Origin of the sequence: Nonomuraea sp. C10 (genome assembly GCF_008017515.1) — a bacterium.
GTDB classification, from domain to species: domain Bacteria; phylum Actinomycetota; class Actinomycetes; order Streptosporangiales; family Streptosporangiaceae; genus Nonomuraea; species Nonomuraea ferruginea.
The window spans coordinates 1,454,681-1,480,373 of record NZ_VPFF01000003.1 but is presented as its reverse complement, the minus strand read 5'-3'; the positions used below and the strand labels follow the sequence as shown (position 1 = coordinate 1,480,373).

Genomic DNA, 25,693 nt, shown 5'->3' with positions numbered 1-25,693 from the left:
ACTTTGAAAGGTGAGACCTATGCGCATCCTTCCCGCGTCACTCGGCCGGTCGTTCAACGGCCTGTGGTTCGGCACCGGCGCCGCGAACCTCGGTGACGGCATGGCCCTGTTCGCGCTGCCCCTGCTGGCCCTCGCCGTCGGCGCCTCGCCCGGCGGGGTGGCGGCCGTGACGACCGCGCTCACCCTGGCCTGGCCGCTGTTCGGGCTGCACGCGGGCTGGATCGTCGACCGCGTCGACCGGCGCGCCCTCCTCACCGGGGTCAACCTGGCCCGCGCCGCCCTCCTGGCCGGCCTGACCGCCGCCCACCTCGCGGGAGTCCTCTCACTCCCGCTGATCATCGCCGCGGCCGTCCTGCTCGGCGTCGCGGAAACCCTCGTCGACACGGCGCTGACCTCGACCATCCCGCGAGTCGTGCCCCCCACCGCGCGCGGTCGCGCCAACGCCCGCGTCGAAGCCACCATCAACGTCACGAACCAGCTCGCCGGCCCGCCCCTCGCCGGCCTCCTGGCCGCGACCACCCTCGCCCTGGCCACCGGCGCCAGCGCCGTCCTCTACGTCCTGGCAGTCGCTGGCATCCTCGTCATGACGCTCTCCCCCGTACCGGCCGGCGCCGGCACGCCCCACCCCGACCGGCCCGGTGACGGCCTGGTCGCGGGCCTGCGCTACCTGTGGCGCCAGCCCGTGGTGCGCACCCTCACCCTCTACACCGCCGTGATGAACGTCGTCTGGGCCGCCGCCACCGCCCTGCTCGTCGTGTACGCGGTCGCCCCCGGCCCGCTCGGGCTCACCACCACCCAGTACGGGCTCCTGCTCACCGCCATGGCGGTCGGCGGCCTGGTCGCGTCGGCCGTGGTGGAGCCGCTGCGCCGCCGCTTCGGCGTGACCACCCTGCTCATCGCCGACGCCGCCGGCACCGTGCTCCTGGTCCTGCCCGTCGCCGTGGACGCCCCCGCCTGGGCGGTCGCCGCCGGCGCGGTGGTGGCGGGCGCCGGGTCGAGCATCTGGCGCATCCTCGTGGCCACCATCCGCCAGAACCTCTCCCCGCCCGAGCTGCTGGGCCGGGTGTACGCGGCCTCACGCGTCCTCAGCTGGGGCGTCCTTCCCCCGGGCGCGGCCCTGGCCGGAGTGATAGCGGAGCTGTGGGGGGTGCGCGCGGCGTTCGTCCTCGCCACGGTGCTCGCCCTGGTGGTGATGGCGGCCTTCATCCGCTACGCACTCCGCACCGACCTGTCGGCGGCCGTCGAAGCCCCGGACGAAACCGTCGCGGCTCACTGATGACTGCCGAACACGGGTGCGGCTCGTTAGGCGGCGCCCGGGGTGAGTCACCATATAGTCGGACGCCGATCGAGCGTGATGGGGTCGTATGGAGATCGAGGGGTCGTTCTGGCGGGCGATCGCGGTCTACCGCGTCGCCTCCCTGGTCTACGCCGCGCTGCTGCTGGCGACCGCCGGCGGCTACCAGCGTCCGCTCGCGGGCTGGCTCGTCCTCGGTGTGATGGCGGTCTGGACGGTGGTCACCACCGTCGCGTACTCGACCATGAGAAGCCGCAGGCTCCTCACGGTGGACGTCCTCGTCACCCTCGGCTGTCTGCTGGCCTCGCCCTACGTCCAGGGATCCCAGGCCGGGCAGGCGGGTCTGATGCCGGTCACGGCGACCTGGGTCGGCGCGCCCGTGCTCGCCTGGGCCGTCTACGGCGGGCGGCGGGCGGGCGCGGTCGCGGCCGTCGTCCTGTCGCTGGCCGACCTGTGGCTGCGCGGGCTGCACGAGTTCAACCTCTCCGTCCCGGTCAACGGAGCCGTCCTGCTCATCCTCGCCGGGGCCGTCGTCGGGCACGTGGCGCGGCTGACCAAGCAGGCGGAAGAGCGTCTCCAGCAGGCCGCCGAGCTGGAGGCGGCCAACCGGGAACGCGAGCGGCTGGCCCGCGGGATCCACGACTCGGTCCTCCAGGTCCTGGCGCTGATGCAGCGCCGCGGGCAGGAGATCGGCGGGGAGGCCGCCGAGCTGGGACGGCTCGCCGGAGAGCAGGAAGCGGCGGTACGGGAGCTGATCCGCAGCGGCCCGGCCCCGGCGGCACAGGACAGCGCGGGCCTCGTCGACGTGGGCGCCCGCTTACGCCGGTTCACCACACCGGCGGTCACCGTCTCGGCGCCGGCCACCCCCGTGCCGCTCCCCGCCCGTCAGGCCGACGAGGTGGTCGCCGCCGTCGGCGCGGCGCTCGACAACGTCAGGCGGCACTGCGGCGAGCACGCCAGGGCCTGGGTCTTCGCCGAGCACGACGGCGACACGGTGACCATCACCGTGCGCGACGAGGGCCCCGGCATCCCCGCCGGACGACTGGAGGAGGCCGAGACGGAGGGCAGGCTCGGCATCGCGCAGTCCATCAAGGGCCGGATCGCCGGCGTCGGCGGCACCGTCGGCTTCACGTCCGTGCCCGGTCAGGGGACCGAGGTCGAATTCGTCATCCCCGTCCACACGTGAACCCGGGTCTACAGTTACGGCATGACCAGCGCACTGCGGGTGATGGTGGTGGACGACCATCCGATGTGGCGGGACGCGGTCGCCCGCGACCTGGAGCACGCCGGATACCAGGTGGTGGCGACCACCGGCGAGGGCCACCAGGCGCTCCGCGTCGCCGGCGCCGTACGCCCCGAGGTGGTCGTCCTCGACCTGAGGCTGCCCGACCTGCCCGGCGCGGAAGTGGCCAGAGGGCTGGCCGCGTCCGAGCATCCGCCCCGCGTCCTGATGCTGTCGGCGAGCGGCGAGCACGAGGACGTGCTCGAAGCCGTCAAGGCCGGCGCCTCCGGCTACCTGGTCAAGTCGGCGAGCCGGGAGGAGTTCCTCGACGCCGTCAAGCGCACGGCCGAAGGGGAGCCGGTCTTCACCCCCGGCCTGGCCGGCCTGGTGCTCGGCGAGTATCGCCGCCTCGCCACCCAGCGACCTTCCGACGACGGCCCCCGCCTCACCGACCGCGAGACCGAGGTGCTCCGCCTGGTCGCCAAGGGCCTGTCGTACAGGCAGATAGCCGAACGGCTCGTCCTCAGCCACCGGACCGTGCAGAACCACGTGCAGAACACCTTGAACAAGCTCCAGCTCCACAACCGCGTCGAACTCGTCCGATACGCGATCGAACGCGGACTCGACGAGGCGTAGACCGGCTCAGAGATTGTCGACCTTGAACGGGTCGTGCTCGGAGAGCAGCTTGTCCAGGCGCGCCTGGTCGACCCGGCTGGCCGTGTTCGCCGCCTCCTGCCGATCGCGCACGCACTTGGCCAGGCCGAACGCCGACGTCACCGTGTAGAGCACGGCGACCGCCAAGAACGCGCGGACCCAGGGGTTGACCGGCAGGAAGACGATGCCGATCCCCACGCTGCCGAGTGCGACCGCGAAGGAGATGACGCATTGCGCGTAGTAAGCGGCGGTCATGGTGGGCTGGACTGGTTTGGTCATGCCACCCAGCGTCCGGCACGGACCGGGCGCCCGCCTGAGTACGCGTACCCAATCCGCCCTGAGTAGCAGGCACTGCCGTGACGATGACGGCCCCGTTACGATCGCCTTGGAAGCATTGCCGTAGCGAGGACATATGCCGGTGAGACGATGGACCGCCCTGGCGACCGCCGTACTGATCGCGTCCGTACCGTTCGCCACAAGTCCCGCCGCCGCCCAGGCGGGCGCGCCGGATCCGGCGCGCGCTCTCAAGCGGCAGCTCGTGAACAAGCAGGGCGTCCGGATCTCCGAGACCAGCCGCTACTTCTTCGGCGGGAAGTCGACGGTCTCCGGGAACGGGACCCGGATCAAGGGCCGCCTCCGGCTCGCCCCGTCGGGCCCGGCGGCCGCGGACTACACCTGGTGGGACCTGCCCTCGGCGAAGACGAAGAAGAAACCGGAGCTCCACCGCGTGATCCGCGTCGGTGCGGACGTGTACGTCGACGCCGGCCAGTATCCCGGGCCGACCCCGGAGGGCAAGGAGTGGATCCGATACCCCTCGAAGCACAGGGGGAGCATGGGCCGGGACATGGATCGGGACGTGAGCCTACAGCCGATCAGCGTGTACGACCCGTCCACGCTGAAGGCCGTGCTGAAGCGCTCGGCGAGCAAGCCCGTCTCCGGCGGATTCCTCTACTGGGGCGCCATGAGCTACAAGGACCTGCGCACGATCTCCAAGGGCGCCGCCATCAGCTGGACCTCCGGGCGGCCGATCAGCGGGAAGAACAAGGGGAAGATCGCCTGGCGCCTCTGGACCGGCCGTGACGGCCTCCTCAAGCGCCTGACCACCACCGACACCGCAGGGTCGGGGAAGAAGCCGCCGGTCAAGCGGACCGACACGCGCTACACCGGCTGGGGGTCCCGCGTCGTCGTCACCGCCCCGCCCGCCGATGAGGTCATCGACGAGCGTGACCTGCTGGAGTACGTCCGCGAGCAGAACGCGCACATCCCGGAGGACGAGAAGAACTCCTGAAGCGGGCGTGTCACCTGAGCGGGATGGACCGGCCCAGCTCGTCGGCCGGGCGCGAGCCGGAGATGCGCCGTTGCTCCTCGGCGATGGCCACGTCGTTGATGCTGGCCTCCCGCCGCCGCATCAGCCCTTCCGCGTCGAACTCCCAGAGTTCGTTACCGTAGCTGCGCCACCACTGTCCGTCGGCGTCGTGCCATTCGTACTGGAACCGGACAGCGATCCGATCGTCGGTGAAGGCCCAGAGCTCCTTGCGGAGCACGTAGTCGAGCTCCTTCTCCCACTTACGGGTCAGGAAGGCGATGATCTCGTCCCGGCCGGTGACGAACTCGTCGCGGTTGCGCCAGACCGAGTCGGGAGTGTAGGCGAGGGCCACGCGGCGCGGGTCGCGGGTGTTCCAGGCGTTCTCGGCCGCCTGGACCTTGGCCCGGGCGGTCTCGGCCGTGAAAGGCGGGACGGGTGGCGGGGTCATGCGTACTCCTTGGTGATCAGTGTGCGGTGGCGGAAGAAGCCTCTTTGCTTCCTTCCGGGTTGAAGCGGGAGTATTCGCCGAAAGCCCAGCGCTGCCCCATACCGCCGGAAATCTGGACCACCCGCTCGACGGAGAAGTCGACGAGCCGCTTGGCGCCGGGGACCGTCGCGGCCCTGTCAGGGTCCCAGTCGACGCGGGCGCGGCCGGTCAGGTGCAGCGTGTCCCCGTTCTCCCAGTCGAGGAACAGCAGCCCGCAGCGGGGTTCGAGTTCGAGGTTGCCCAACGTCATGTACATGGCGTTGCCCGTGTAGTCGGGCCAGGTCAGCCGCCGGTCGCCGGTCACGGTGACGAAGCCGGGGTTGCCGCCCCGATGCGACGCGTCCGCGCCCTGGCCGGGCGCGTAGGTGCCGATGAAGAACGTGTCGGCGCCGGCGATCCACCGCTGCTGCCCGGCGGTCAGCTCGCCGCCGGCGACCGCGTCCCCTCGTACCGTCTCGTTGGCGTACGTACGAGTCTGGATGTATTTGGGGCAGTTGGAATACACCTGTGCTGTACGCACCAGCAGCCGGTCGCCATCTCTGCCGGCTCGCCCGTTGACGCGCATCCGTTTGCGGCTGCCGGGCTCGATCATGAGCATGCCGATGTCCCGCTCGGCGTCGAACAGGCCCGCGAGCGGATCCCCGGCAGCGGGGAGCCGCCCGACGACGAGCGTGCGGTCGTCGGGCGCGGCGATGAACCCGGGCGGACCGGTGATCACGCCGGTCCAGGCCGCGCCGGCGTCGTCGGCGGCCGCGACCACCACCAGCCGCTGCCGGCCGGCGAAGTCCGCGGCCACCGGCGGGACGGTCGCGCCGACGCGGGCCGACCCCCATCTGTCGCGGGTCAGACCGGCGCGGCGCTGCACCGTGTGTTCACCTTGGTGGAGCATGGTCAGTTCCTTCCGCGCGGTATCAGAAGAAACCGCAGGTCGGCGCGCCCTGCGTCGGCGCGGGCGCGGTGTCGGCGCCGGTCGGCGCGTAGATCTCCAGGCGGATGCCGTCCGGGTCGGTGAAGAACACGCCGCCGGAGGAGGCGCCCTCCCCGTGCGGCACCACGCCGTCGTAGACGAGCGGCACGCCGAGGTCGCGCAAGGTGGCCTCGGCACGGCGCACCGCCTCGATGTCGGGCACCTGGAACGCCAGATGGTGCAGTCCGGGCCGGTCGGCGGCGAAGCCGCCGTCGCTCTGCTGCCACAGCGTCACCATCAGCCCGCCGTCCCGGCCGAGGAACGCGAACCTGCGATCCCCCTCGGCCTGCTCGCCGAGGACGTCGAAGCCGAAGACCTGGCGGTAGAAGGCGATGGAACGGGTTAGATCAGTCACGTTCAGGCCGACGTGCCCGGTCTTCAGGACCGGAGCGTTCATGCTGGACCTCCCTTGCAGGCGACCGATCTAACGGCCGCATCAGTCATCATCCATTAGAATGGTTGCGGAGGTTTCTTACGGTGTCAAGCGGAAGGAAGCATTAGAAAGTGGACGTGGCACAGCTCCCCGGCGGCGGTGCTCCCCTTCTCGGCGAGCCACCTCCGCTCGAACTCGCCAACACCGCCTACGCGGTCCGCGGCCGCCTCCAGGACGGCCTGCTGACCGTCGAGCACCTGACCGCGTGGCTGCGCGACCTGCGCCCGCGCCTCGCCGTCCCCGTCACGGACGCCGACCTCCAGGACGTGGGCGAAGGCGACCTCCAGCTCGCCAGGGAGCTCCGGGACGTCATCCGGGCCCTGGCGGCCGCCGCCGTAGCGGACCACGACCCCGATCCGGACACCGTCACGACCCTCAACCGTCATGCCGGCCTGGCCCCGCGATGGCGGGAGCTGCGCACCGCCCCCGAGCCGCACACGACGGTCCGCAGCACCGGCCGCCCGGTCACGGCGGCCCTCGCCGCCCTGGCCGAGGAGGCCGTCGTCCTCTTCGCCGGGCCGGCCCGGCACGAGGTGCACGCCTGCCACGGCCCCGGCTGCGTGCTCTACTTCCTCCGCGACACCCCCCGGCGCGAATGGTGCTCGGCCGGCTGCGGCAACCGGGCCCGAGCCGCCCGCCACTACGCCAAGAAGAAGACCGCCGAGTAGTACCGGTGTCACCCTGCGGCCAGGCGTTGCCGTTCCTCCCTGACGATCTGCTCGGCCAGCGTCTCCTCCGAGATGTCGATGGCGTCCGGCGTCGACTCGGCGAGATGGCTGCGCCTGGCGTAGGCGTCGAACAGCGTGGCCTTGGCGTTCATGATCTGCAGCAGCCGCTCGTCCATGCTGTCGGGCGTGAGAAGGCGGTGCACCTGCACGCGCCGCACCTGGCCCATGCGGTACGCGCGGGCCACGGCCTGGCTCTCCATGGTCGGCTTGACCTGGGGCTCGCAGATGATCACGACGGAGGCCGCCTGGAGGTTGAGCCCCACCCCGCCCGTCTGGATCTGCGCGAGCAGCACCGCGTGACCCCGGGCCGCGGTGAAGGCGTCGATCACCCCCTGGCGGCGCTCCGGTGCCAGCTCGCCGCTGAGCGGCCCGTGGACCGGAGAGCCGAGGGCCTGGCCGACGGCGGCGAGCACGTCGCGGAAGTAGGAGAACACCACGACCTTGAGCTCCGCCTCGGCCGCCTCGTCGACCAGTTCGCGCAGCCGTTCCAGCTTGGCGGACTTCTCCGGCACCGCGTAGGCCGCGCGGCGCATCGTCATGAACCTGCCCGACGCCACCGCGTCCCGGTAGGCCTCGGCGTCGGCCGTACTGAACTCCTCCCACTCGTCCATGTGCACCAGATCGGGCAGCTCCGTGACCACGTCCTGCTGGTTGCGGCGCAGATAGACGGGCGCGACGGCGCGGCGGAACGCCTGCGCGCTGTCATTCACCCCGACCGTGCCGGACAACCCCGGCTGGAGGTAGTCCACGAGCGAGCGGAACTCCTCGATCCGGTTCTCCATCGGCGTGCCGGTCATGAACAGGACCCTGCCGACCCGGTCGCACCACCCGGCCACGGCCTTGGAGCGGCGGGCCTGCCGATTCTTCACGTAGTGCGCCTCGTCGACGACGAGCACCCCCACCCGCGGCTCGATCTCCAGCGTGTGCAGCCCGGCGTACGTCGTGACCGCGACCCCGCCGCGTTCGAGCCACGCGGCGTGAGCCAGGCGGCGATCGTCGCCATGGAGCCGATAGGTCTTGAGCGAACTGCGGGTCTCGATCTCGCGCAGCCAGTTGACCAGCACGCTCGCCGGGCAGACCACCAGGGAATGCGTCGTGCCCCGCGCGTGCAGGTGCGCCATGACGGCGATCGCCTGGATCGTCTTGCCCAGCCCCATGTCGTCACCGAGGATCACCCGGCGCTGGGCGAGCGCGAACCGGGCGCCGAACGCCTGATAGCCGCGGAGCGAGACCCGCCGCAGGGTGTCGTCGAGCTCCTGCTCCCTGACCCGCTCGGCCAGATCGCCGGGCAGGAAGCCCTCGGCGGCGGTCCGGTCCGACGGCGCCAGGGCGGAGAGCTCCGCCAGCAGGTTGTAGTAGTCGGCCGCGTGGATCTCGAAGTCGATCCACGCCAGGGCCCCGTCCGGCGGCGGGCGCAGCAGGTCAGTGGTCGCCTGGGCGATGAGCAGCCTGGTCTCGGTCTCGCTGGCCAGCAGGGCGGCGATCCGCTCCACGGCCCGCTCGGCGCGGGCGCGGCGGCGGCTTCCCGACAGCAGCCTGCGCAGCCAGTTGCCGATGGGGCGAGCCTGGGGAATCAGCTCTCTCAGCCTTCCCCCGACCGCCTCGGCCGTACGACGGGCGCGGGGCAACTCGGGACCGACGGCGACCAGCCGGTGCAGCGCCAGGAGCAGCCGGGTGGTCTCGGCGTCCCGGTCGTCGACGTCGATGTGGACGGTGCGGGACCGCCTCGTGGCGAGCGCGATGCCCTCGGCCGCCTTCTGCGCCTGCTTGCGGGTCTGCGGCCCGACTCCCGGCAGCTTCTGCAGCTCGTACGGCATCGCTCGCAGAACGCTCCGTACGGTGGTGTAGCCGGCTTCCTCCAGCGCCCCGATCCGCAGCCGACCGCTGGTGACGTCCTTCAGCCGGGACACCGGCATGGCGTCGAGTTCCGCCTCGGCCTGCCGGTCGCGGAGCGGTCCGAGAGCGTCGCGGACCTCGGCGACCGCTCGTTCGTGCTCGACCACCAGGTCTCGCGCGTCGCCCAGCAGCCGCCGCGCGCGCCGTAACAGGTCTCGAACATCCCCGGCAGAGGGTGGTTCCATAGGTCAGAACGTATCTTCCCCAGTCCGAGATCGTGTCCCGCTGCTTGGGCGGGTGCCGACCGGGTAGTTTGACCAGGTTTCGACGCATCTGACCGAAGGGATGCCATCATCGGCAGCGACGCTTTCTCTCCGTGGGAGGACCGGCCGAGGCCGGCGCGCCGCCGCGTCACAGAAGCGGCGATCCTGAGCACTCGTGACCACACCCGGGCCGACGTCGCCCAGTGGACCTGCCCGCACGACCGGCACGCCGGGCACGGCTGCGTCACCTGCTACCACGCCTCGGCCGACGCCGACCCGGCCCTGCCGCTGTGGGAGGTCGCGGCCTGGTTCACCACCGAGCGGCCGATCCCGATCAGGGCACTGCAGGACGTGCACCGCCACGACCGCGCCCTCACCCTCACCCAGCCGTCGACCCCCCTCGTCTACCTCCTGACCGCGCAGGTGAGAGCCACCTTGGCCGCGGAGGCGGTGGCGGGCGTCGTGGGCTTCCTGGTGCAGAACCGGCACATCGTCGACGCGTTCACGGTGACGGAGATCCGCGCCACCCACTCCTAAAACCTTTTCAAGCCCCGGCCGCGACGAGTTCCGGCCGGGTCGCGGGTCTGTTCTCATGACCGCCATGGCGTCGTACGACGCCGCCCGTCACGAGGACCACGGAGGACACCATGACACTGCCCGGCCGCCCGCCCGTCGTCGACCTCGCCACCTGGCAGGCCGCCCGTGACAAGCTCCTGGTCCGCGAGAAGGCCCACACCCGCGAGGGCGACGCCATCGCCGCCGCCCGCCGCCGGCTGCCGATGGTGGAGTTCGACGGTACGGTCGAGGTCGTCGGAGCCGACGGCCCGGTCCCGTTCCTGGACCTGTTCCAGGGCCGCGACGAGCTCGTGGTCTACAAGCACATGTGGCACGACGGCGCGCCGCACCAGGGGCAGTGCGAAGGCTGCACCGTCACGGCCTGGCACCTGAAGGACGCCGTCTACCTCAACGCCCGCGGCGTCTCGTTCGCCATCCTGACCACGGGCGCCTGGGACGAGGTGGCCCCCTTCGTCGACTTCATGGGCTACACCCAGCCTTGGTACTCGGTGCGCGACGTGGACGAGCCGGTGGGTGGAGAGATGGGTTACTTCACCTCCTTCCTGCGCGACGGCGACCGCGTATTCCTCACCTACTCCACGACGGGTCGTGGCACCGAGTCCGCCGACGGGTCCTTCGCCCTGCTCGACATGACGCCTTACGGCCGCGGCGAGGCGTGGGAGGACAAGCCGGAGGGCTGGCCCGAGGGGCGCCACGCCTGCTGGTACTGGCGCTCGGACGCGAACGGCAACGCCACCTGGGGCCCCACCAGCCGCCCCGCACCACAGTGGACCCGCCCCGGCGCGACCCCGGTGGACACCCTCGGCCGCCAAGGCGACCACTGACCGGCTGGATGGCCTTTCCTGCCCGTACAGTGATCGAACGGCGGCCACCCCGACCTGCATTCCTTGCAGGCGAGCGACGGTCAGCGTGGAGACCGCCGGCGAGGAGCGGCACCGGACATGAGCGACACGCCTGCCACCGACGGCCGCGGGACGGTCGGCGTGTTCCTCGTCCTCGCCGCCGCGTTGACGATCGTCTGGGCGACGGGTTCATGGCTCGGCAAGATGTTCGACTGGACGCACCAGGGCTTCGCGTCGGCGTCTCTCCTCCAGCTCGCGGGCTACCTCATCGGCGGCGCGCTGCAATACTTGGCGATCTTCTCCTGGCCCGTGCTGCTCGCCCGGACGGGGCGGACGCTGTCCCGGCATCGGTACACGGTCATGAGCGGCGTCCTGCTGGGCGCCGGCCTCACCACCTTCGCCCTGACGTTATGGTCGCGTGGCGACGCCCCGGTCACGACCTGGCCACACTGGCTCCTGCTCGGCGTGACGGTGCAGGGGACGCTCGCCGGACTCGCCGGGCTCGGCCACTGCGCCTGTCTCGCCCGGAAATCACGAATGGCGGATCGACAGCCACCTGCGCGAGGAGATCGATCTGCTTGAGGCCGGCCGCAAGCAGATCACGCAACTCGCCGCCGTAGGTCGTCTGCTATCTCGATCGGCTTCGGGAGATCGGGGCGTCAGAGCGGGTGGTGGAGGCCGAGCGGGACGACTGGATCCTGGTCGCGGCCCGGTGGCCCGATCACATCCGCGTCCCGGCCGCCCCACCGCTGGAGGTGAGCGGGATCGGGAGCGCGGGTTACGCCGCGCACCCGGCACAGAAGCGGGTCACTGTCACACGAGCAGCGCCTCGAGCTCCGGAAGGCGGCCGAACATGTCGGGGAGGCCGCGCACGCCGTTGCGCACGGACTCGTGCGACAGCGCGAGGGCAGGGCCGGTGCTCGCCTCGACACCGGCGAGGCAGCGGAGGATGTTCCACCTCGTGAACCCCAGCCAGCCGCCGATCATGAACACGAACCAGCTTGGACCCGACGGCGGCAGCGCTCCGCCCCCCGCGACGTAACCGTCGAGTACCGAGCGGAAGATGGTCGGCTCGATGTCGTCGAAGCCAGATCCCTTCGCGAGGCTCAGCGCGGTCGAGCCGAGCTCACTGGCCAGGTCGAGCATCCCCGAGAGCTCCCAGTCGAGCACCACCGGTCGACCGTCTCGAGCGAGCAGGTTCCACGGTTGGATGTCCTTGTGGGTCAGCACGACGGGGCCTGGCCGTTCGCAGGTGTCGACGAAGTGGGCGATCGCGAGGAATGTCTCGACGTGGGAGGCGAGTTCATCGGCCCACGGTTGTCCGGTCGACGCCGCCCGCTCGGCGAGTTCGGGCCAGTCCCGTGACGTCGGGTCCTCGATCGACACGTGGGTCCACTCGACGTCGAGTGCGTGGATGCGTGCGAGGATCTCACCGATCTCGAACGCGTACGCCGCCGACACCGGTGCTTCGGGCACCTTCTCTCCCTCGACCCACCGGTGGACGAGCGTGTGGTGGCTGGCCGAGATCGGCTCTGGCATCGGAATGCCGGCAGCGAAGGCCGCCCGCTCGAACCTGAACACGTCCTCGACGTGGTAGGTCCAGCGGCGGTCGACGAGGTTCAACTCCTTCACCGCGAACGACCCCTGGTCGGTGTCGAGCCGGTACAGCCGGTTGGCCGACCCGCCCTGGACACGGATCATCGGCCCGATCGGCGCGCCGAGATGCGAGAGGTCGGAGGGCACGTCGTCGTCCGCGGTCACCCCACGTAATCTAGTCGCTTTGATCACCAACCCGTCCAACGCAGCCTTCACCGCAGGTCAGGTGCTCCTTCGTTTTCCTGCCGGGACCCCATCAGGTCAGGGCCGTATCCGCCCGATTCTCCGCGAGCACTCCGGGGACCCGGGCCCCGGCGAGAAGAGCCTCCATGCTGCACGACGTGCCGCCGCCGCCGGCGACCGCCCGCGCTTGGGCATGGACGGTGTGGCCACACCTGATGTCGGGGTCGAAAATGCAGGCGTTCTCGCCCGACGACCGTCCGCGGCGCTGCCGAGACTCACGGACTGGACAGCAGCTCAGCGGTAGGTCCGCGATGCCCCCAGGTGCGCGTGCTCGTTGTACGACAGCAGGCTCAGCCCTGAGGAGCCCGCCAGCACGGCTGTGATGGACGCGTTCACCATGACGCGGTTGAGTGCGACGACGCCGGTGGCCGGGACCTCCAGGAGTGAGCCTGCCGTGGCGGCGATGACGCCGGCTGAGGTCACCACGACAGCGTCCTGACCAGGCGCGAGACGATCGGGGATGGCGTGCAGCGCTTCGACCGCGGAGCCGGCGAAGGTGTCCCATCCTCCCGGGTGGCCTTGCTCGATCCACTGCTTGAGTGCCTGGTCGAGGTGGGTCTGGAACTGGCGGCTGTCGCCGGTGGTGTGCGAAGTGCCATCGTCCAGGTACCGGCGGACGAGCCCGAGGTGGTCGTACTCGTTCCAGCGCGGGTCCTCGACGGGGACGGCGGCCGGCAGTCCGAGCAGCGCGGCGGTGTCCTTCTGCCGCCGCAGCGTCCCGGAAACGAGCAGCGGCTCGCGCGCCCGGCCCAAGAGCTCCTGACCGACGAGCCGGGCCTGGTGACGGCCGAGCTCGCTCAGGGCGTCGTAGTCCGCCGCGCCGAACGACGCCTGCCCGTGCCTGACGAGATAGATCACAGCCATCGCAACTCCACCTATGACACCGACGTGCTGCGGGCACGCACCGTCCACACGCGCCACGCACCGGCCACGAGTCCCACCGCGGCCAGTATCACCATGCCAGGGAGCAGCCCGCCGGGCGGCGCCGCCTGCTCCAGCAGCACGAACGCCCCCATCACCAGCACGAACCAGCCGAAGACGCTCCGCAGCCGGGCTTCGGGGATCCGTCCGGCGAGCCAGCCGCCGAGCACGCTGCCGAGGATGGCGGCCGCGGTGACGCCGATGGCGAGGTTCCAGGCGATGGAGACGCTGGTCAGGTAGCCGGCGAGGCCGGCGAAGGACTTCATCGCGATCACGATCAGCGAGGTGCCGACCGCGGCGGCCATCGGCAGCCCGCCGAGCAGCGCGAGGGCGGGGACGACGAGGAACCCTCCCCCGGCGCCGACCAGTCCGGTCACCAGGCCGACCACCACGCCGTCGATCAGGGCGCGGACCACGGCCACGTCGCCGCGGGCGTGCGCCGGTTCGGTACGCCGGGCGCGGAGCATCGCGATGGAGGTGGCGACCATCATCAGCGCGAAGCCGATCAGCAGGAGCCGCCCGGGTACGTAACCGCCGAGTATGCCGCCGCCGAAGGCGCCGACCATCCCGCCGGCGCCGAAGAGCACACCCGTCCGCCACCGGATCCGGCCCGCGCGGGCGTGGGTGACCGCCCCGGCGACCGAGGTGGCGGCCACGACCAGCAGGGAGGTGGCGATCGCCTGCTTCGGCTCCAGCCCCGCGACGTAGACCAGGATCGGCACCGTCAGGATCGAGCCGCCACCCCCCAGAGCGCCGAGCGCGACGCCGACCAGTAATGAGAGCGCCAGCACGACGGCGAGGGTCATGCCCCTCCGCTCGTCACCGTGAGGCCGGCGCCCGCCGCCTCGCCGAAGTGGTCGTCGACCGCCACCACGTCCCGGCCCGCCGCGGCGAGCAGCGACGCCGCCACCGAGGCGCGGTAGCCGCTCTGGCAGTGGATCCACAGCTCCCCGCCGGGCAGGTCCGATGACCGCAGCTCGTGCAGCGGCGCGTTCACCGCGCCCTCGATGTGCCCGGCCTCGAACTCGTCGGTCCGCCGTACGTCCAGGACCACGACCGGCCGCTCCCGCAGCACCTCGGCGAGGCGGCGGAAGTCGGCCTGGCCGAAGGCGGCCGGCTCCCGGTCGCTCCACTGACCGGGACCTCCGGTGGCCGCGGCCACCGGACGGTCGATGCCGATCCGTACCAGCTCGCGCTGCGCCTGTGAGACGTGCTCGGGCAGTTCGCCCAGCAGGGTGATCGGGGTTCCCCAGTCGAACAACCAGCCCAGGTTGGTCGCGAACGAGCCGTCCAGCCCGAAGTTGAAGCTGCCCGGCACGTGGCCGGCCGCGAAGGCCGTCCTGTTCCGCAGGTCGACCACCCACTCGCCCGCGTCGACGCGGCGCCGGATCTCCTCCGGCGTCGCCTCGCGCGGGAACGTCAGATCGGGCCGCTCAGGACCGGCGCTGTTCAGCGACGCCATGTGGACGTAGTACGCCGGCCAGTCGCCCAGCCCTTCCAGCAGCTGCCGGACGTAGGTGTCCTCGTCGTGCAGCAGCACGGGGTTGGTGGAACGCTCCATGCCGATGGTGGACTCCGCGGCGTCGGACTGCGTGGCCGAGCAGAACGAGCCGAACCCGTGGGTCGGGTAGAGCAGCGCGTCGTCCGGCAGCAGCTCGCGCAGCCGCCGCGCCGAGCCGTGCTGCAACCGGGCCAGCCGGTCGGTGTGCTCCTCGCCCAGCAGGTCCGGCCGCCCGGTCGAGCCGTAGAGCAGCGACCCTCCGGAGAAGACCGCCAGCCCCTGCCCCGAGTGCCGGTCGTGCAGCACGTAGGAGAGGTGGTTGAAGGTGTGCCCCGGCGTGGCCACGACCTCCACCCGGATCCGGTCCCCGATCCCGAGCGACTGCCCGTCGTGGAGCGGCTCCCGGTCGAAGGCGACCTCGTCCCTGCCGTTGAGCAGGTACGCCGCGCCGGTCTCCCTGGCCAGCGCGAGCCCGCCGGTGACGTAGTCGTTGTGGACGTGGGTCTCGAACACGTGCGTCAGCGACAGGCCCTCGCGGTCCAGCACCTCCAGCACCCGGTCGATGTCGCGCTGCGGGTCCACCACGAACGCCACCGATCCGTCGTGCACCAGGTAGCTGCGGTCACCCAGGCTCGGGGTGTCGATCGGCACGATCGACAGCGTCCGTTGCGGGGTGACGCCGGTGGGGGTCATGCCCGGCCCCCTTCGTCGACGCACTTCAGCACGCGTTCGGCGAGCATCGGCAGGGTGGTGGGCCTGGCGCCCACGGCGTCCTCGACCGCGCTGGCGATCGTGGCCGCGCACGGCCCGATCGGCGGCTCCCCGATGCCCCGCGCGTTGAACGGCCCCACGCCCTCGCCGGACTCCAGGACCTTCACCTCGATCTCCGGGCAGTCGGCGGCCGTCGGGATGGCGTACTGGTAGAAGGCGCCGGTGAGGTTGACGGCCTCGTCGTACACGATCCGCTCGGACAGGGCGTATCCCAGGCCCTGCACGACCGCGCCCTCGATCTGGCCGCGCACGCTGAGCGGGTTGATCGCCCGGCCCACGTCGTGGGCGGCGACGTAGCGCAGTGGCCGCACCTCACCGGTCCGGGTGTCGACCTCGATGTACGCCGCGTGGGCCCCGAAGGTGAAGTCCGGGACGATCCGCTCGGAGTCGATCAGCTGGGTAACCGGCTTCGCGGTGGGCGCGAAGTACGTCTTCATCGCGTTGATCGCCACGCCGTTCGCCAGGCACATGGCCACGACCTCGGCCAGCGGCACCACCCCTTCAGGCGTGAGCACGCCGCCCTCGGCGAGCGTCAGGTCGTGCTCGGCACAGCCGGTCGCCTTCGCCACACCCGCCACCAGCTGGGCGCGGAGCTCGCGGGCCGCCGACAGCACCGCGTTGCCGGACATGTAGAGCTGCCGGGTCGCCGTGGTCCGTCCCGCCAGCGGAGTGCGCGCGCTGTCGCCGAAGTGGACCGTGACGTTCTCGATCGGCACGCCCAGCACCTCGGCGGCGATCTGCGCCAGCGACGACACCTGGCCGCCGCCCACGTCGGGTACGCCGCAGCGCACCACGACGCCGCCGTCGCGCTCGCAGCCCACCCATGCGGACGCGGAGTCGTTCATCCACGCCACCCGCCCGTACGGCTGCACGTTGCACGCCAGTCCCAGACCCACCCGGTGCTCGGGTGAGGACGGCTCGGGCCGGGGGCCGATCGCCTCCATCACCGCGTCGATGCACTGCGGCAGCCACACGGCGGTCTCGATGGGCTGTCCGGCGGGGATCCGGTCGCCCGTCTTGAAGGCGTTGCGCTTGCGGACCTCCACGCGGTCCCGGCCGGCCGCGTCGGCGACCTTGTCGATCTGCGCCTCGTAGCCCAGCACCGGCTGCATCCCGCCGAACCCGCGGAACGCCGAACCCGGCGTGTTGTTCGTGTAGGCCGCGCGCGAGCGCACCCGTACGTTGTCGCAGCGGTACGGCCCGGCCGCGTTCAGGGTGATGTACAGCAGCACGAAACCGCTGAGCAGCGGGTAGGCGCCCGCGTCCGAGACGATGTCGATGTCGTGGGCCAGCAGCTGGCCGTCCTCGGTCGCCGCGGTCCGGTAGCTCATCCGCACCGGGTGCCGCTTGGCCCGCGCGGTCAGCGACTCCTGCCGGCTCCAGGTCATCTTCACCGGCCGGCCGGTCCGCTGCACCGCCAGCGCGATGTACGGCTCGACGGTCATGTCCTCCTTGCCGCCGAAGCCGCCGCCGAGGTAGGGCGCCTGGACGCGCACCTTGGAGTCCGGCAGCCCCACGACGTGCGCGATGCGCCGGTAGTGCTCGATCTCCTGCGTGGAGACCTTGATGTTGATGACGCCTTCGTCGTCCAGCCACCCGATGCCGGTCTCCGGCTCCAGGTAGGCATGGTCGACGACCTGCGCCTCGTAGCGGCCCTCCACCACGATCGGCGCCTCGGCGAACACCTTGTCGACGTCGCCGCGGTCGATGTTCCACTCGCTGAGCAGGTTGCCGCCCTCGTGCACCCGCGCCGAGCCGGACTCCAGCGCGGACTCCGGGTCCGAGACCACGGGGAGCGCGTCGTACTCGATCTCCACCAGCGCCTCGGCGGCGGCCAGCGCCCGCGTGTTCTCGGCCACCACCAGCGCGACCGGTTCGCCGTGGTAGCGCACCCGCTCGGTGGCCAGCACCCAGGACGGCGGCAGCGGCCGCCCCTTGATCCCGGCGGTGTTGGTCGGGATCTCGTTGTTCGGCACGTCCTCGCCGAAGAGCACGGTGACGACCCCGGGCACCTCCAGCGCGGCGGTCGCGTCCTTGGCCACGATCCGCGCCGAGGGCAGCGGCGAACGGACCAGCCGGGCGTAGAGCTGCCCGGCGACGTCGAAGTCACCGGCGTAGCGGGTCTTGCCGAGCAGCTTCTCGCGCGAGTCCTGCCGCTTCACCTCGGTGTTGACCACGCGGGTCGTCTCCCGGGCGCGGCTCGGGACCGTCTCCGTCATCGGGTCGCCCCCTCCTCCGCCGCCTTGACCACGGCGTCCACGATCGCCTGGTAGCCGGTGCACCGGCAGAGGTTGCCGTGCAGGTGCTCGCGCACCTTGGCGGGCGTGACCTCGTCGCCGGAGCGGAGCAGCTCGACGGCCGACATCAGCATCCCCTGCGTGCAGAAGCCGCACTGGGAAGCGCCGGTCTCCCAGAACTTCGCCTGCAGCGGGCTCAGCTCCTCGCCTTCGGCCAGGGACGCGCTGGTCTCCACCCGCGCGCCGTCGACCTGGACCGCCAGGGTGGTGCAGCCGGTCGCCGACCGGCCGTCGACGAGCACCGTACAGGTCCCGCAGGTGCCCTCGTTGCAGCCCTCCTTGACCTCGTAGGCGTGGGCCTGCTCGCGCAGCCAGCGCACCAGCGTGGTGTCGGCGGGCGCGTGACCGGTGACCTCCTTGCCGTTGAGTGTCATCCGGGTCTCGACGTGGCTCATGCCTGTTCCCTCCTCGCGTCGGCGCAGGCGTCCCTGACCGCCCGCACCGCCATCGCCTCGATCAGCCGGGCCCGGTCCGCACCCTTGGTGTACGGGTCGTCGGCGACGTCGAGAGCCGCGGCCAGGCCCGACATCACCCGCTCCGCCTCCGCGGCGGTGACACCGGTGAGCCGTCGCTCGACCGCTTCCAGCCGGAGCGGCCGGTCGGCGGCGCCGGTCACGGCGACGGCCGCGCTCCTGATCCGGTCGCCGTCCAGCGCGACGCCCGCGGCGGCGGAGGCCAGGGCGAAGTCGCCGGCGCGGCGTGAGTACTCGTGGAAGCCCCACCCGTGGCGCGGGCGCAGCGGTATCCGGACCGCCGTCACCAGCTCACCCGAGCGGAGGTCGGTCTGGTAGTAGCCCAGCGAGAACTCCCGCGCCGGGCGCCACTCCTGGCGGCCCAGGCTCTCGACCCGGTAGTCGGCCTCCAGTACGTGGCAGCTCACCGGCAGCTCGGCCGCCGCGTCCCCGTGGGAGACCGAGCCGCCGATGGTGCCGCGGTTGCGGATCCGCCGGCTGCCGATGTGGGCCGCGGCCATCGCGAGCAGCGGCGCGTGCTCGGCGACCAGCGGGTCGGTGGTCAGTTCGGCGTGGGTGACCGCCGCGCCGACGACGAGGTGTCCGCCGTCGACGCCGATCGTGCGCAGCGCGGGGATGCCTGACACGTCGACCAGGAACGCGGGCGCGGCCAGGCCGAGGTTCATCATCGGCACCAGGCTCTGGCCTCCCGAGATCGGGCGGGTGTCCTCGCCTCCCTCGGCGAGCAGGGTGAGCGCCTCGGGGACGCTGCGGGCCCGCTCGTAGGCCATCGTGGTGAGTACGTCCGACATCAGCGGGTCTCCCTCCTCCCGACGCTCCGGCCGAGGAGGAAGGCGAGGACCAGCGCCACCAGGCCCGCGGCCGCGCCGGCGAGCTGTTTCTTGGGCACCAGCGAGCCGTCGAGCAGGTTGATCGGCTCGGCCTCCACAGCCGGGGCGACCGGGCTGCCGGCGGCCGGGGCGGGCTCGTCGATCCTGGAGGCGAGGCTGTCGGCGAACTGGCGCATCAGCTTCGAGCTCACGTCCTTGATCGGCCCCTGCCCGAGTTGGGCGACCCGGCCGGTGAGGCCCAGGTCGGTCGCCAGGGTCACCTGCGTACCGCCGGGGACCTCGGTCAGACCGGCCTTGATCTTGGCCTTCACCGTGCCGCCGCCGCGGCCGTCGCGGCCGCCGACCTCGATGGTGGCCACCTTGTTCACCTCGTCCTTGACGAGGAACCTGGCCTCACCCGTGTAGGTCATGTTCATCGGGCCGATACGCAGCGCCACCCGGCCGGTGAGCGCCTCGCCCTCGACGGACTCCACGGTGGCGCCGGGCACGCAGGGGGCGACCCGGCCCAGATCGGTGAGGAACTCCCACGCCCGCTCCGGGGTCGCGGGCACGATGAACTGGTTGTCGATGCGCACGGTGACTCCTCCCTTACTCGCTGTCGGGTTCGCGGGCCACGGCGATCGCCTGGACCTCCAGGCGCCACGCGGGGTTGAGGAACCCGGAGACCTCCACGACGGTGCTGGTGGGCCGGTGGTCGCCGAAGAACCGGGCGCGGACCGCCGAGACCTCGGGGCCGTCGGCGACGTCGCGCAGGTAGGTCGTGATCGACACCACGTCGGACATCGCCAGGCCCTCGTCGGCCAGGCAGCCCTCCAGGTTGGCGAAGACCTGCTCGGCCTGGGCGACCAGGTCGTCGGCGGGCAGGGTGTCGCCGTTGCGGTCGACCGGCACCTGCCCGGAGACGAAGCACAGGCCGGCCGCTGTCATGGTCTGGACGTAGGCGCCGAGCGGCGCCGGGCCCTTTCGCTGGTTCATCCGTGCCTCTGGATCGGGTTGTCGGCGTGCTGGGACCATTCGGACCACGAGCCGTCGTAGAGGGCGAGGTCGCTGAAGCCGGCGTCGCGCAGGGCGATGAGCACGGCGGCCGCGGAGACGCCGCCGCCGCAGTAGAGGACCGCGGGGCGGTCCTTGTCCACGCCGGCGTCGGCGGCCAGCCGGGCGACTTCCTCACCGCGCCTGAAGCGGCCGTCCTCCCCGATCAGGCTCGGGGAGGGGAGCCGGTTGGCGCCGGGGATCCGCCCCTCGGAGGCCGCGAAGGTCTCCTCCATCCGGCAGTCGACCAGCGTCACGTCGTCGCGGCCGAGCAGCGCGCGGACCTCGTCCATCTCCCGGCGCATCCCCTGCGGGGCGCCGGGGCGGTAGTCGCGCGGCTCCGGGCGGCCGTCGGCCTGGTCCGTGGAGACCTCGAGGCCGGCCGCCTGCCAGGCGGGGAAGCCGCCGTCGAGGATCGCGACCCGCTGGTGGCCGTGGTGCAGCAGCGCCCAGGCCAGCCGGGAGGCGGTGAACAGGGAGTTGTCGTCGTAGGCGACCACGAGGGTGTCGTTGCCGACGCCCAGGCGCGCCATGGCCTTGGCGAACTCCTCGGGCTCAGGAAGCATCCCCTCGACGCCGTCGACGGTGGTGCCCCAGTCCTCGATCCAGTCGGCGTGCACCGCGCCGGGGACGTGGCCGGCAGCCCACATGTCCCGGCCGCCGGGCCCGTCCGCGAGCGAGGCGCGGGTGTCGACGACCCGGACGTCCGGCCGGCCGAGCACCTCGGCCAGGGCCGCGGGCTCAAGGTAGATCTGGTTCATCCTCATGCTCCTAGGTAGATCGCTTGCACCCTCGACGAGCGGGCGAGGTCGGCGGCGGCGCCTTCCTCGACGATCCGCCCGGTTTCGAGGACGTAGGCGTGGTCTGCCAGTTCGAGCGCCAGGTTGGCGTTCTGCTCGGAGAGCAGGATCGTGTAGCCCTGCGCGCGCAGCGCGACCAGCGCCTCGTAGATGCGGTTGACCAGCACCGGGCTGAGCCCCATCGACGGCTCGTCGAGGACGAGCATCTCGGGCCGGGCCATCATCGCCCGCCCCATCGCGAGCATCTGCTGCTGGCCGCCGGAGAGCAGACCGGCCTTGCTGTCAGTGCGCTCCCTCAGCTCGGGGAAGAGGTCGAAGACCTCGCCGAGCTTCTCGGCGTCCCGCCAGCCGCCGGGACGCCGCACCGCGCCCATCCGGAGGTTCTCGAGCACCGTCAGGTCGGCGAAGACCCGGCGGCCCTCCGGCACGAGCGCGATGCCGTGCCGTGCGATGGCGTGGGTGGGCAGCCCGGCCAGGGACTCGCCCCGGAAGGTGACCTTCCTCGACCCGCTGGGCTGGAGCCCGAGGATGCCGCGGATGGTGGTCGTCTTGCCGGCGCCGTTGTTCCCGACCAGGCAGGTGACCTGGCCCGGCAGCGCCCGGAAGCTGACGCCGTGGACGACCTCGACGCGGCCGTAGCGGACCGTGAGGCCCTCCACGACGAGGCCCTGGGTCTGGTCGTGCTCCCCGGCCCGCTCGTGGGCGCCCGCCCGGGTGTTGGTGTCCATGCTGCTCATAGCGTGAGTTCCTCGCTCTTCGCGTGGCCGGGGCCGAGGTAGGCCTCGATCACCCTCGGGTCCTTCTGGACCTCGGCCGGCGACCCCTCGGTCAGCACCCGTCCCTGGTCGAGGACGACGACGTGCTCGGAGATGCTCATCACCAGCTTCATGTTGTGCTCGATGAGCAGCACCCCGATGCCCTCCTGGGCCATCCCGGCGATGGTCTCGGCCAGCGGCATGGCACTGGCCGGGGGCAGCCCGGCGGCGGGCTCGTCGAGGACGACCACCTCCGGCTCCATCGCCAGCACGCGGACCATCTCGACGAGCTTCGCCTCGCCGAAGGGCAGGGACTCCACCAGGGAGTCGGCCCGGTGCTCCAGCCCGAACTTGCGCAGCAGAGCCCGTGCCGACTCCTCGGCCTCCCGCTCGTTGCGCCGGGTCCGGGGTCCACGGATCAGGTCGCCCAGGTGGCTGCCCTTCTGCCGGGAGTACGCTCCCATCGCGACGTTGTGCAGCACCGTCATGCCGGTGAAGACCTCCAGGTTCTGGAAGGTCCGCCCCAGGCGGTGGCCCGCGCGGGCGACCGCCTTGCCGGCCGGCAGTTCGGCGCCGTTGACGAAGACCTGGCCGGCGTCCTGCGTGACGAAGCCGGAGATGACGTTGGCCAGCGTGCTCTTGCCGGCGCCGTTCGGCCCGATCACCGCGGTGATCGATCCCGCCGGCGCCCGCAGCGTCACGTCCTTCAGCACCTGCAGGCCGCCGTATGCCTTGGACACGCCGGTGACCCGCAGGCCCTGGCGCTCGCTCGTACTCATGCCCGCACCACCTCCTGGTCCGGCTTGGCCTGTTCGGCCGCCTCGCGCTTGGCCCGCTCGCGGCGGTCCTCGCGGCGCGCGGCCAGCTCGCCCGCGAGGCCACGGGGGAAGAGCTGGATGGCGATCAGGAAGATCACGCCCATGATCAGCGGCTCGTAGTCCGCGTAGTCGGCGGCGAACACCTCGATGCCCGTGAGCAGCAGCGCTCCGAGGATCGGGCCGATCATCCGTCCCGCCCCCGAGAGCACGAGGGCGACGACCAGGAGGACGGCCATCATGAAGTCGAAGGTGGAGGGGCTGATGAAGCGGGAGTCGAAGGCCTCCAGCGCCCCCGCGACGCCGGCGTAGAAGCCGCTCATGCCGAACGCGAGCAGGCGCAGCTTGAACGGGCTGGCGCCGGCGGCCAGGGCCGCGGGCTCCGAGGCGCCGTAGGCCCGCAACGCCCGGCCGGTACGCGACACCAGCAGGTTGTGGGCCACGATCGCGCCGATGATGGCGAGCAGCGCGACGAAGCCGTACTTCACGATCGGCTCGGTGAACTCGAAGCCGAACACCGAGAACGGCGGAATGCCGACCAGGCCGTTGGGCCCGCCGGTGAGCTCGACCATCCGCCCGAAGAGGAGGAAGAGCACGAACCCGGCGCCCAGGGTCGCCATCTTGAAGTAGATCTCCTTCAGGCGCATCGACATCATGCCCACCAGCAGCGCCGCCAGGGTCACCACCACCGGCGCGATGACCAGCGCGAGGACGGGCGGCACGTCGAAGCGGACCGCCGCGATGCCGGCGGCGTAGGCGCCGAGGCCGAAGAATCCGGCCTGGGCCAGGGAGATCATCCCGGCCATGCCGTTGATGAAGTTCAGGCCGGTCAGCAGGATCACGTAGATCGCCATCCGGGTCCAGATGTGCAGCGCGTAGTCGGTCGCCATCAGCATCGGGAGCAGGAGCAGGAGACCGATCGTGATCCACAGCTCCCAGGAGTTCGTCCTGCCCAGGGAGCGTGGCAAAGCGCTGAGACGACTGCTCATGTGCGCACCGCCCGGGCCGTGCCGAACATGCCGGTCGGCTTGAAGGTCAGGATCGCGAGCAGCACCACGAAGGCGACCACGTCCGCGTACGCCGACGTTCCGTACCCCGCCACGACCGCCTCGGCGACGCCGAGCAGCAGGCCGCCCGCCAGCGCGCCCTGCGGGTTGCCGAGACCGCCGAGCATCGCCGCGGCGAAGCCCTTGAGACCCAGCAGGGTGCCGGAGTCGAACGACATCACGGTCAGCGGGGCCAGGCCCGCGCCGGCCACGGCGCCGAGGGCCGCCGCGATGACGAACGCCCAGCGGGCCGTGGTGCGGTAGGAGACGCCGAACGTCTGCAGCGTCTCGGAGTCTCCCGCGGCGGCGCGCAGGGTGGTGCCGAGCTTGGTCCGCCGGAAGAACAGCGTCAGCGCGACCACGACCAGTACGGCGAGGACGAGGTTGAGAATCGTCTGCCGGCTGGTCGAGGCGCCCAGGATCCGCAGCGACTCCGAGCCGAGCACCGAGGGCAGCGCATAGGTGTCGCGGACCGAGATCAGCATCGCGGCGCCCTTGACGATCACCGCGATGGCGATCGTGGCGATCGTGATGGCGGCCGGCGTCCGGAGGCGGCCGAAGCCGAGCAGCCCCATCTCCGTCAGCAGCCCGAGCACGGTGGTCACCGCGATCGCGACCAGGATCGCGACGAAGATCGGGACGTCCCACGCCTCGTAGAGCATGGCGGCGCTGAGTCCGCCGACCATGACGTACTCACCCTGGACGAAGTTGATGGCTCCGGTGGCGTTGAAGATGACGCCGAAGCCCAGGGCGACGATCGCGTAGATCGCGCCCACGCTGAGCCCCGAGAGCAGGACCTGGATGAAAAGATCCATGGCTCACTCCGCCGGGACGAATCGCGAACCGTCCCACTGGACGACGGCGACGTCGTCGGCGGTCAGCCCGCTGTGGTCGTCCGGGGTGAACTTGAAGACGCCGGTCACGCCCACGTGGGACCCGAGGCCCTCGATCGCCTTGGCGACCTTCTCGCCGTCGGGGTCGCCGCCGGTCGCGCGCAGCGCCTCGACCGCCACCATCATCGCGTCGTAGGCCTGGCCCGCGTAGACGTTCGGCTGCTCCCCGGCGTACTTCTCGGCGTAGCTGGTGGCGAAGTCCTCCATCGCCGCCTTCTGCTGGTCGCTGTCCTCGGTCTTGTCCCAGATCGGCAGCTTCGGCGAGACCAGGATCGTGCCCTCGGCCGCCGCGCCGGCCTGCTGCATGTAGCGGTCGTCGACGAAGCCGAAGCCGTGCATCACCATGACGTCACGGTCGGCGAGCACGCTGCGCACGTTCTTGAGGAACGTCACGCCGGAGGGCTGGATGGTCCAGGCCAGGTAGGCCTGCGGGTCGTTGCCGGCGAGCCGCTTGACCTGGGGGGTGAGGTCGTTGGCGGCCGGGTCGAAGGCCGCGGTGAACACCTTGATGCCGGCCTCGGGGGCGAGCCGCTCGAGCTCCTCCTGGGCCGACTGCCCGAAGCTGGAGGTGTCCGGCATGAACGCGACCCTGGTCACGTCCTTCGCCTTCCAGTACTCGATCAGCTTCTCGATCATCACCGTGTCGTTGAACGTGGTCTTGAAGGTCAGCCGGTGGTCCGCCGCCGGCTCCACGATCTGACGGGCTCCCTCGGTGGCGATGAAGGTGATGCCCTTGCCGCTGGTGATGGGGTCCATCGCCAGCGCGATGCCCGACGAGCCGCCGCCGCCGACGACGAGTTCCACGCCGTCGCTGTCGAGCATGCGGTTGGTCTGCTGCACGGCGGTGGAGGTGTCGCCGGCGGGGTCGTAGAAGACCCACTTGATCTTCTTGCCGTCGATGCCGCCCTGGCTGTTGACCTGCTCCACGGCCAGCTCGGCACCCTTGCGCATCTTGTCGCCCAGCTTCGCGCCAGCCCCCGAGACGGAGAACAGGGTCCCGATCGTGATAGTGTCGTCACCGCCGCCGGCCCCGGAGCTGCCCAGACCGCAGGCAGACGAGGCGAGGAGGGCCGAACCGGCCAGCAACGCGAGGATCTTCTTCCTCATCGGAT

28 protein-coding genes are annotated in these 25,693 nt (G+C 71.5%); 8 read left to right on the top strand and 20 right to left on the bottom strand.

Translation table 11 applies throughout. The features are described 5' to 3' along the window. Nucleotides 1-19: 19 nt before the first annotated feature. From FR742_RS38645 to FR742_RS38635, 3 genes are all read left to right on the top strand, one after another. Entirely contained in the window at nt 20-1,276 is a 1,257-nt protein-coding gene (locus tag FR742_RS38645; RefSeq protein WP_148036189.1) for an MFS transporter, read from the top strand. An 88-nt stretch (nt 1,277-1,364) separates the two neighbouring features. Continuing rightward, nucleotides 1,365-2,480 carry a MacS family sensor histidine kinase gene (macS, locus tag FR742_RS38640; RefSeq protein ID WP_148036188.1) on the top strand — a complete coding sequence of 372 codons (1,116 nt, stop codon included), beginning with the start codon at nt 1,365-1,367 and terminating at the stop codon, nt 2,478-2,480. A 21-nt stretch (nt 2,481-2,501) separates the two neighbouring features. Beyond that, nucleotides 2,502-3,152: a response regulator transcription factor gene (locus tag FR742_RS38635; RefSeq protein ID WP_148036187.1), complete on the top strand. Its 651-nt coding sequence runs from the start codon at nt 2,502-2,504 to the stop codon at nt 3,150-3,152. Between the two features lie 6 nt (nt 3,153-3,158). On the opposite strand, the gene FR742_RS38630 is transcribed toward FR742_RS38635, so the two are convergent. Next, on the bottom strand, nt 3,159-3,449 hold the full coding sequence (locus tag FR742_RS38630) for a YiaA/YiaB family inner membrane protein (RefSeq protein WP_148036186.1): 291 nt from the start codon (nt 3,447-3,449) through the stop codon (nt 3,159-3,161). Nucleotides 3,450-3,582: 133 nt separating this feature from the next. Here FR742_RS38630 and FR742_RS38625 point away from each other — a divergent pair, with 133 nt between their 5' ends. Beyond that, a complete protein-coding gene (locus FR742_RS38625; RefSeq protein WP_148036185.1) occupies nt 3,583-4,458 on the top strand; it encodes a hypothetical protein in 876 nt (291 codons plus the stop codon). 10 nt (nt 4,459-4,468) lie between these two features. Here FR742_RS38625 and FR742_RS38620 read toward each other — a convergent pair whose 3' ends face one another. From FR742_RS38620 to FR742_RS38610, 3 genes are read right to left on the bottom strand one after another with little or no spacing between them, the layout of a single operon-like run. Beyond that, nucleotides 4,469-4,924 (bottom strand): nuclear transport factor 2 family protein, encoded by a 456-nt coding sequence (locus FR742_RS38620; RefSeq protein WP_148036184.1) that lies wholly within the window; start codon nt 4,922-4,924, stop codon nt 4,469-4,471. A gap of 16 nt (nt 4,925-4,940) precedes the next feature. Then, on the bottom strand, nt 4,941-5,852 hold the full coding sequence (locus FR742_RS38615; RefSeq protein ID WP_148036183.1) for a pyridoxamine 5'-phosphate oxidase family protein: 912 nt from the start codon (nt 5,850-5,852) through the stop codon (nt 4,941-4,943). 22 nt (nt 5,853-5,874) lie between these two features. Then, nucleotides 5,875-6,327, bottom strand: coding sequence for a VOC family protein (locus FR742_RS38610; protein ID WP_148036182.1), 453 nt, complete (start codon nt 6,325-6,327; stop codon nt 5,875-5,877). A gap of 113 nt (nt 6,328-6,440) precedes the next feature. On the opposite strand from FR742_RS38610, the gene FR742_RS38605 reads away from it, so the two are divergent. Next, nucleotides 6,441-7,031: an ABATE domain-containing protein gene (locus FR742_RS38605; protein WP_148036181.1), complete on the top strand. Its 591-nt coding sequence runs from the start codon at nt 6,441-6,443 to the stop codon at nt 7,029-7,031. 8 nt (nt 7,032-7,039) lie between these two features. On the opposite strand, the gene FR742_RS38600 is transcribed toward FR742_RS38605, so the two are convergent. Next, the gene (locus tag FR742_RS38600) at nt 7,040-9,172 is read right to left on the bottom strand and encodes a DEAD/DEAH box helicase (RefSeq protein WP_148036180.1); all 2,133 of its coding nucleotides are present in this window, start codon (nt 9,170-9,172) and stop codon (nt 7,040-7,042) included. Nucleotides 9,173-9,541: 369 nt separating this feature from the next. Between FR742_RS38600 and FR742_RS38595 the strand changes: the two genes are divergently transcribed. The 3 genes from FR742_RS38595 (at nt 9,542) to FR742_RS38585 (ending at nt 11,190) form a co-directional block, all read left to right on the top strand. After that, a complete protein-coding gene (locus FR742_RS38595) occupies nt 9,542-9,727 on the top strand; it encodes a hypothetical protein (RefSeq protein ID WP_148036179.1) in 186 nt (61 codons plus the stop codon). Nucleotides 9,728-9,837: 110 nt separating this feature from the next. Beyond that, nucleotides 9,838-10,590, top strand: a complete 753-nt coding sequence (locus FR742_RS38590; protein WP_148036178.1) for a DUF899 family protein — start codon at nt 9,838-9,840, stop codon at nt 10,588-10,590. A gap of 117 nt (nt 10,591-10,707) precedes the next feature. Then, nucleotides 10,708-11,190, top strand: a complete 483-nt coding sequence (locus FR742_RS38585) for a hypothetical protein (protein ID WP_148036177.1) — start codon at nt 10,708-10,710, stop codon at nt 11,188-11,190. A gap of 231 nt (nt 11,191-11,421) precedes the next feature. On the opposite strand, the gene FR742_RS38575 is transcribed toward FR742_RS38585, so the two are convergent. From FR742_RS38575 to FR742_RS38500, 15 genes are all read right to left on the bottom strand, one after another. After that, nucleotides 11,422-12,369: a phosphotransferase family protein gene (locus tag FR742_RS38575; RefSeq protein WP_222709261.1), complete on the bottom strand. Its 948-nt coding sequence runs from the start codon at nt 12,367-12,369 to the stop codon at nt 11,422-11,424. 312 nt (nt 12,370-12,681) lie between these two features. Beyond that, nucleotides 12,682-13,311 carry a histidine phosphatase family protein gene (locus FR742_RS38565; RefSeq protein ID WP_148036175.1) on the bottom strand — a complete coding sequence of 210 codons (630 nt, stop codon included), beginning with the start codon at nt 13,309-13,311 and terminating at the stop codon, nt 12,682-12,684. Between the two features lie 11 nt (nt 13,312-13,322). Next, complete coding sequence (locus FR742_RS38560) at nt 13,323-14,174, bottom strand: sulfite exporter TauE/SafE family protein (RefSeq protein WP_148036174.1); 852 nt, start codon at nt 14,172-14,174, stop codon at nt 13,323-13,325. Next, on the bottom strand, nt 14,171-15,562 hold the full coding sequence (locus FR742_RS38555) for a rhodanese-like domain-containing protein (protein ID WP_148036173.1): 1,392 nt from the start codon (nt 15,560-15,562) through the stop codon (nt 14,171-14,173). The genes FR742_RS38560 and FR742_RS38555 overlap by 4 nt, the downstream gene beginning before the upstream one ends. Beyond that, nucleotides 15,559-17,859 carry a xanthine dehydrogenase family protein molybdopterin-binding subunit gene (locus FR742_RS38550; protein WP_148036172.1) on the bottom strand — a complete coding sequence of 767 codons (2,301 nt, stop codon included), beginning with the start codon at nt 17,857-17,859 and terminating at the stop codon, nt 15,559-15,561. The genes FR742_RS38555 and FR742_RS38550 overlap by 4 nt, the downstream gene beginning before the upstream one ends. Next, on the bottom strand, nt 17,856-18,332 hold the full coding sequence (locus FR742_RS38545) for a (2Fe-2S)-binding protein (RefSeq protein ID WP_148036171.1): 477 nt from the start codon (nt 18,330-18,332) through the stop codon (nt 17,856-17,858). The genes FR742_RS38550 and FR742_RS38545 overlap by 4 nt, the downstream gene beginning before the upstream one ends. Continuing rightward, nucleotides 18,329-19,201, bottom strand: coding sequence for a xanthine dehydrogenase family protein subunit M (locus FR742_RS38540; RefSeq protein WP_148036170.1), 873 nt, complete (start codon nt 19,199-19,201; stop codon nt 18,329-18,331). The genes FR742_RS38545 and FR742_RS38540 overlap by 4 nt, the downstream gene beginning before the upstream one ends. Next, nucleotides 19,201-19,815, bottom strand: coding sequence for an SRPBCC family protein (locus tag FR742_RS38535; RefSeq protein WP_148036169.1), 615 nt, complete (start codon nt 19,813-19,815; stop codon nt 19,201-19,203). The genes FR742_RS38540 and FR742_RS38535 overlap by 1 nt, the downstream gene beginning before the upstream one ends. A gap of 13 nt (nt 19,816-19,828) precedes the next feature. Next, nucleotides 19,829-20,215 (bottom strand): RidA family protein, encoded by a 387-nt coding sequence (locus FR742_RS38530; RefSeq protein ID WP_187281575.1) that lies wholly within the window; start codon nt 20,213-20,215, stop codon nt 19,829-19,831. Beyond that, nucleotides 20,212-21,033: a sulfurtransferase gene (locus FR742_RS38525; RefSeq protein ID WP_187281574.1), complete on the bottom strand. Its 822-nt coding sequence runs from the start codon at nt 21,031-21,033 to the stop codon at nt 20,212-20,214. The genes FR742_RS38530 and FR742_RS38525 overlap by 4 nt, the downstream gene beginning before the upstream one ends. A 2-nt stretch (nt 21,034-21,035) precedes the next feature. Further along, on the bottom strand, nt 21,036-21,809 hold the full coding sequence (locus tag FR742_RS38520) for an ABC transporter ATP-binding protein (RefSeq protein WP_261809012.1): 774 nt from the start codon (nt 21,807-21,809) through the stop codon (nt 21,036-21,038). Further along, nucleotides 21,806-22,606 carry an ABC transporter ATP-binding protein gene (locus tag FR742_RS38515; RefSeq protein ID WP_148036166.1) on the bottom strand — a complete coding sequence of 267 codons (801 nt, stop codon included), beginning with the start codon at nt 22,604-22,606 and terminating at the stop codon, nt 21,806-21,808. Before FR742_RS38515 ends, FR742_RS38520 begins: the two co-directional genes overlap by 4 nt. Further along, entirely contained in the window at nt 22,603-23,631 is a 1,029-nt protein-coding gene (locus FR742_RS38510; RefSeq protein WP_148036165.1) for a branched-chain amino acid ABC transporter permease, read from the bottom strand. Before FR742_RS38510 ends, FR742_RS38515 begins: the two co-directional genes overlap by 4 nt. Further along, on the bottom strand, nt 23,628-24,503 hold the full coding sequence (locus FR742_RS38505) for a branched-chain amino acid ABC transporter permease (RefSeq protein WP_148036164.1): 876 nt from the start codon (nt 24,501-24,503) through the stop codon (nt 23,628-23,630). Before FR742_RS38505 ends, FR742_RS38510 begins: the two co-directional genes overlap by 4 nt. 3 nt (nt 24,504-24,506) lie before the next feature. Continuing rightward, nucleotides 24,507-25,688: an ABC transporter substrate-binding protein gene (locus tag FR742_RS38500; protein WP_148036163.1), complete on the bottom strand. Its 1,182-nt coding sequence runs from the start codon at nt 25,686-25,688 to the stop codon at nt 24,507-24,509. Between the last annotated feature and the right edge of the window lie 5 nt (nt 25,689-25,693).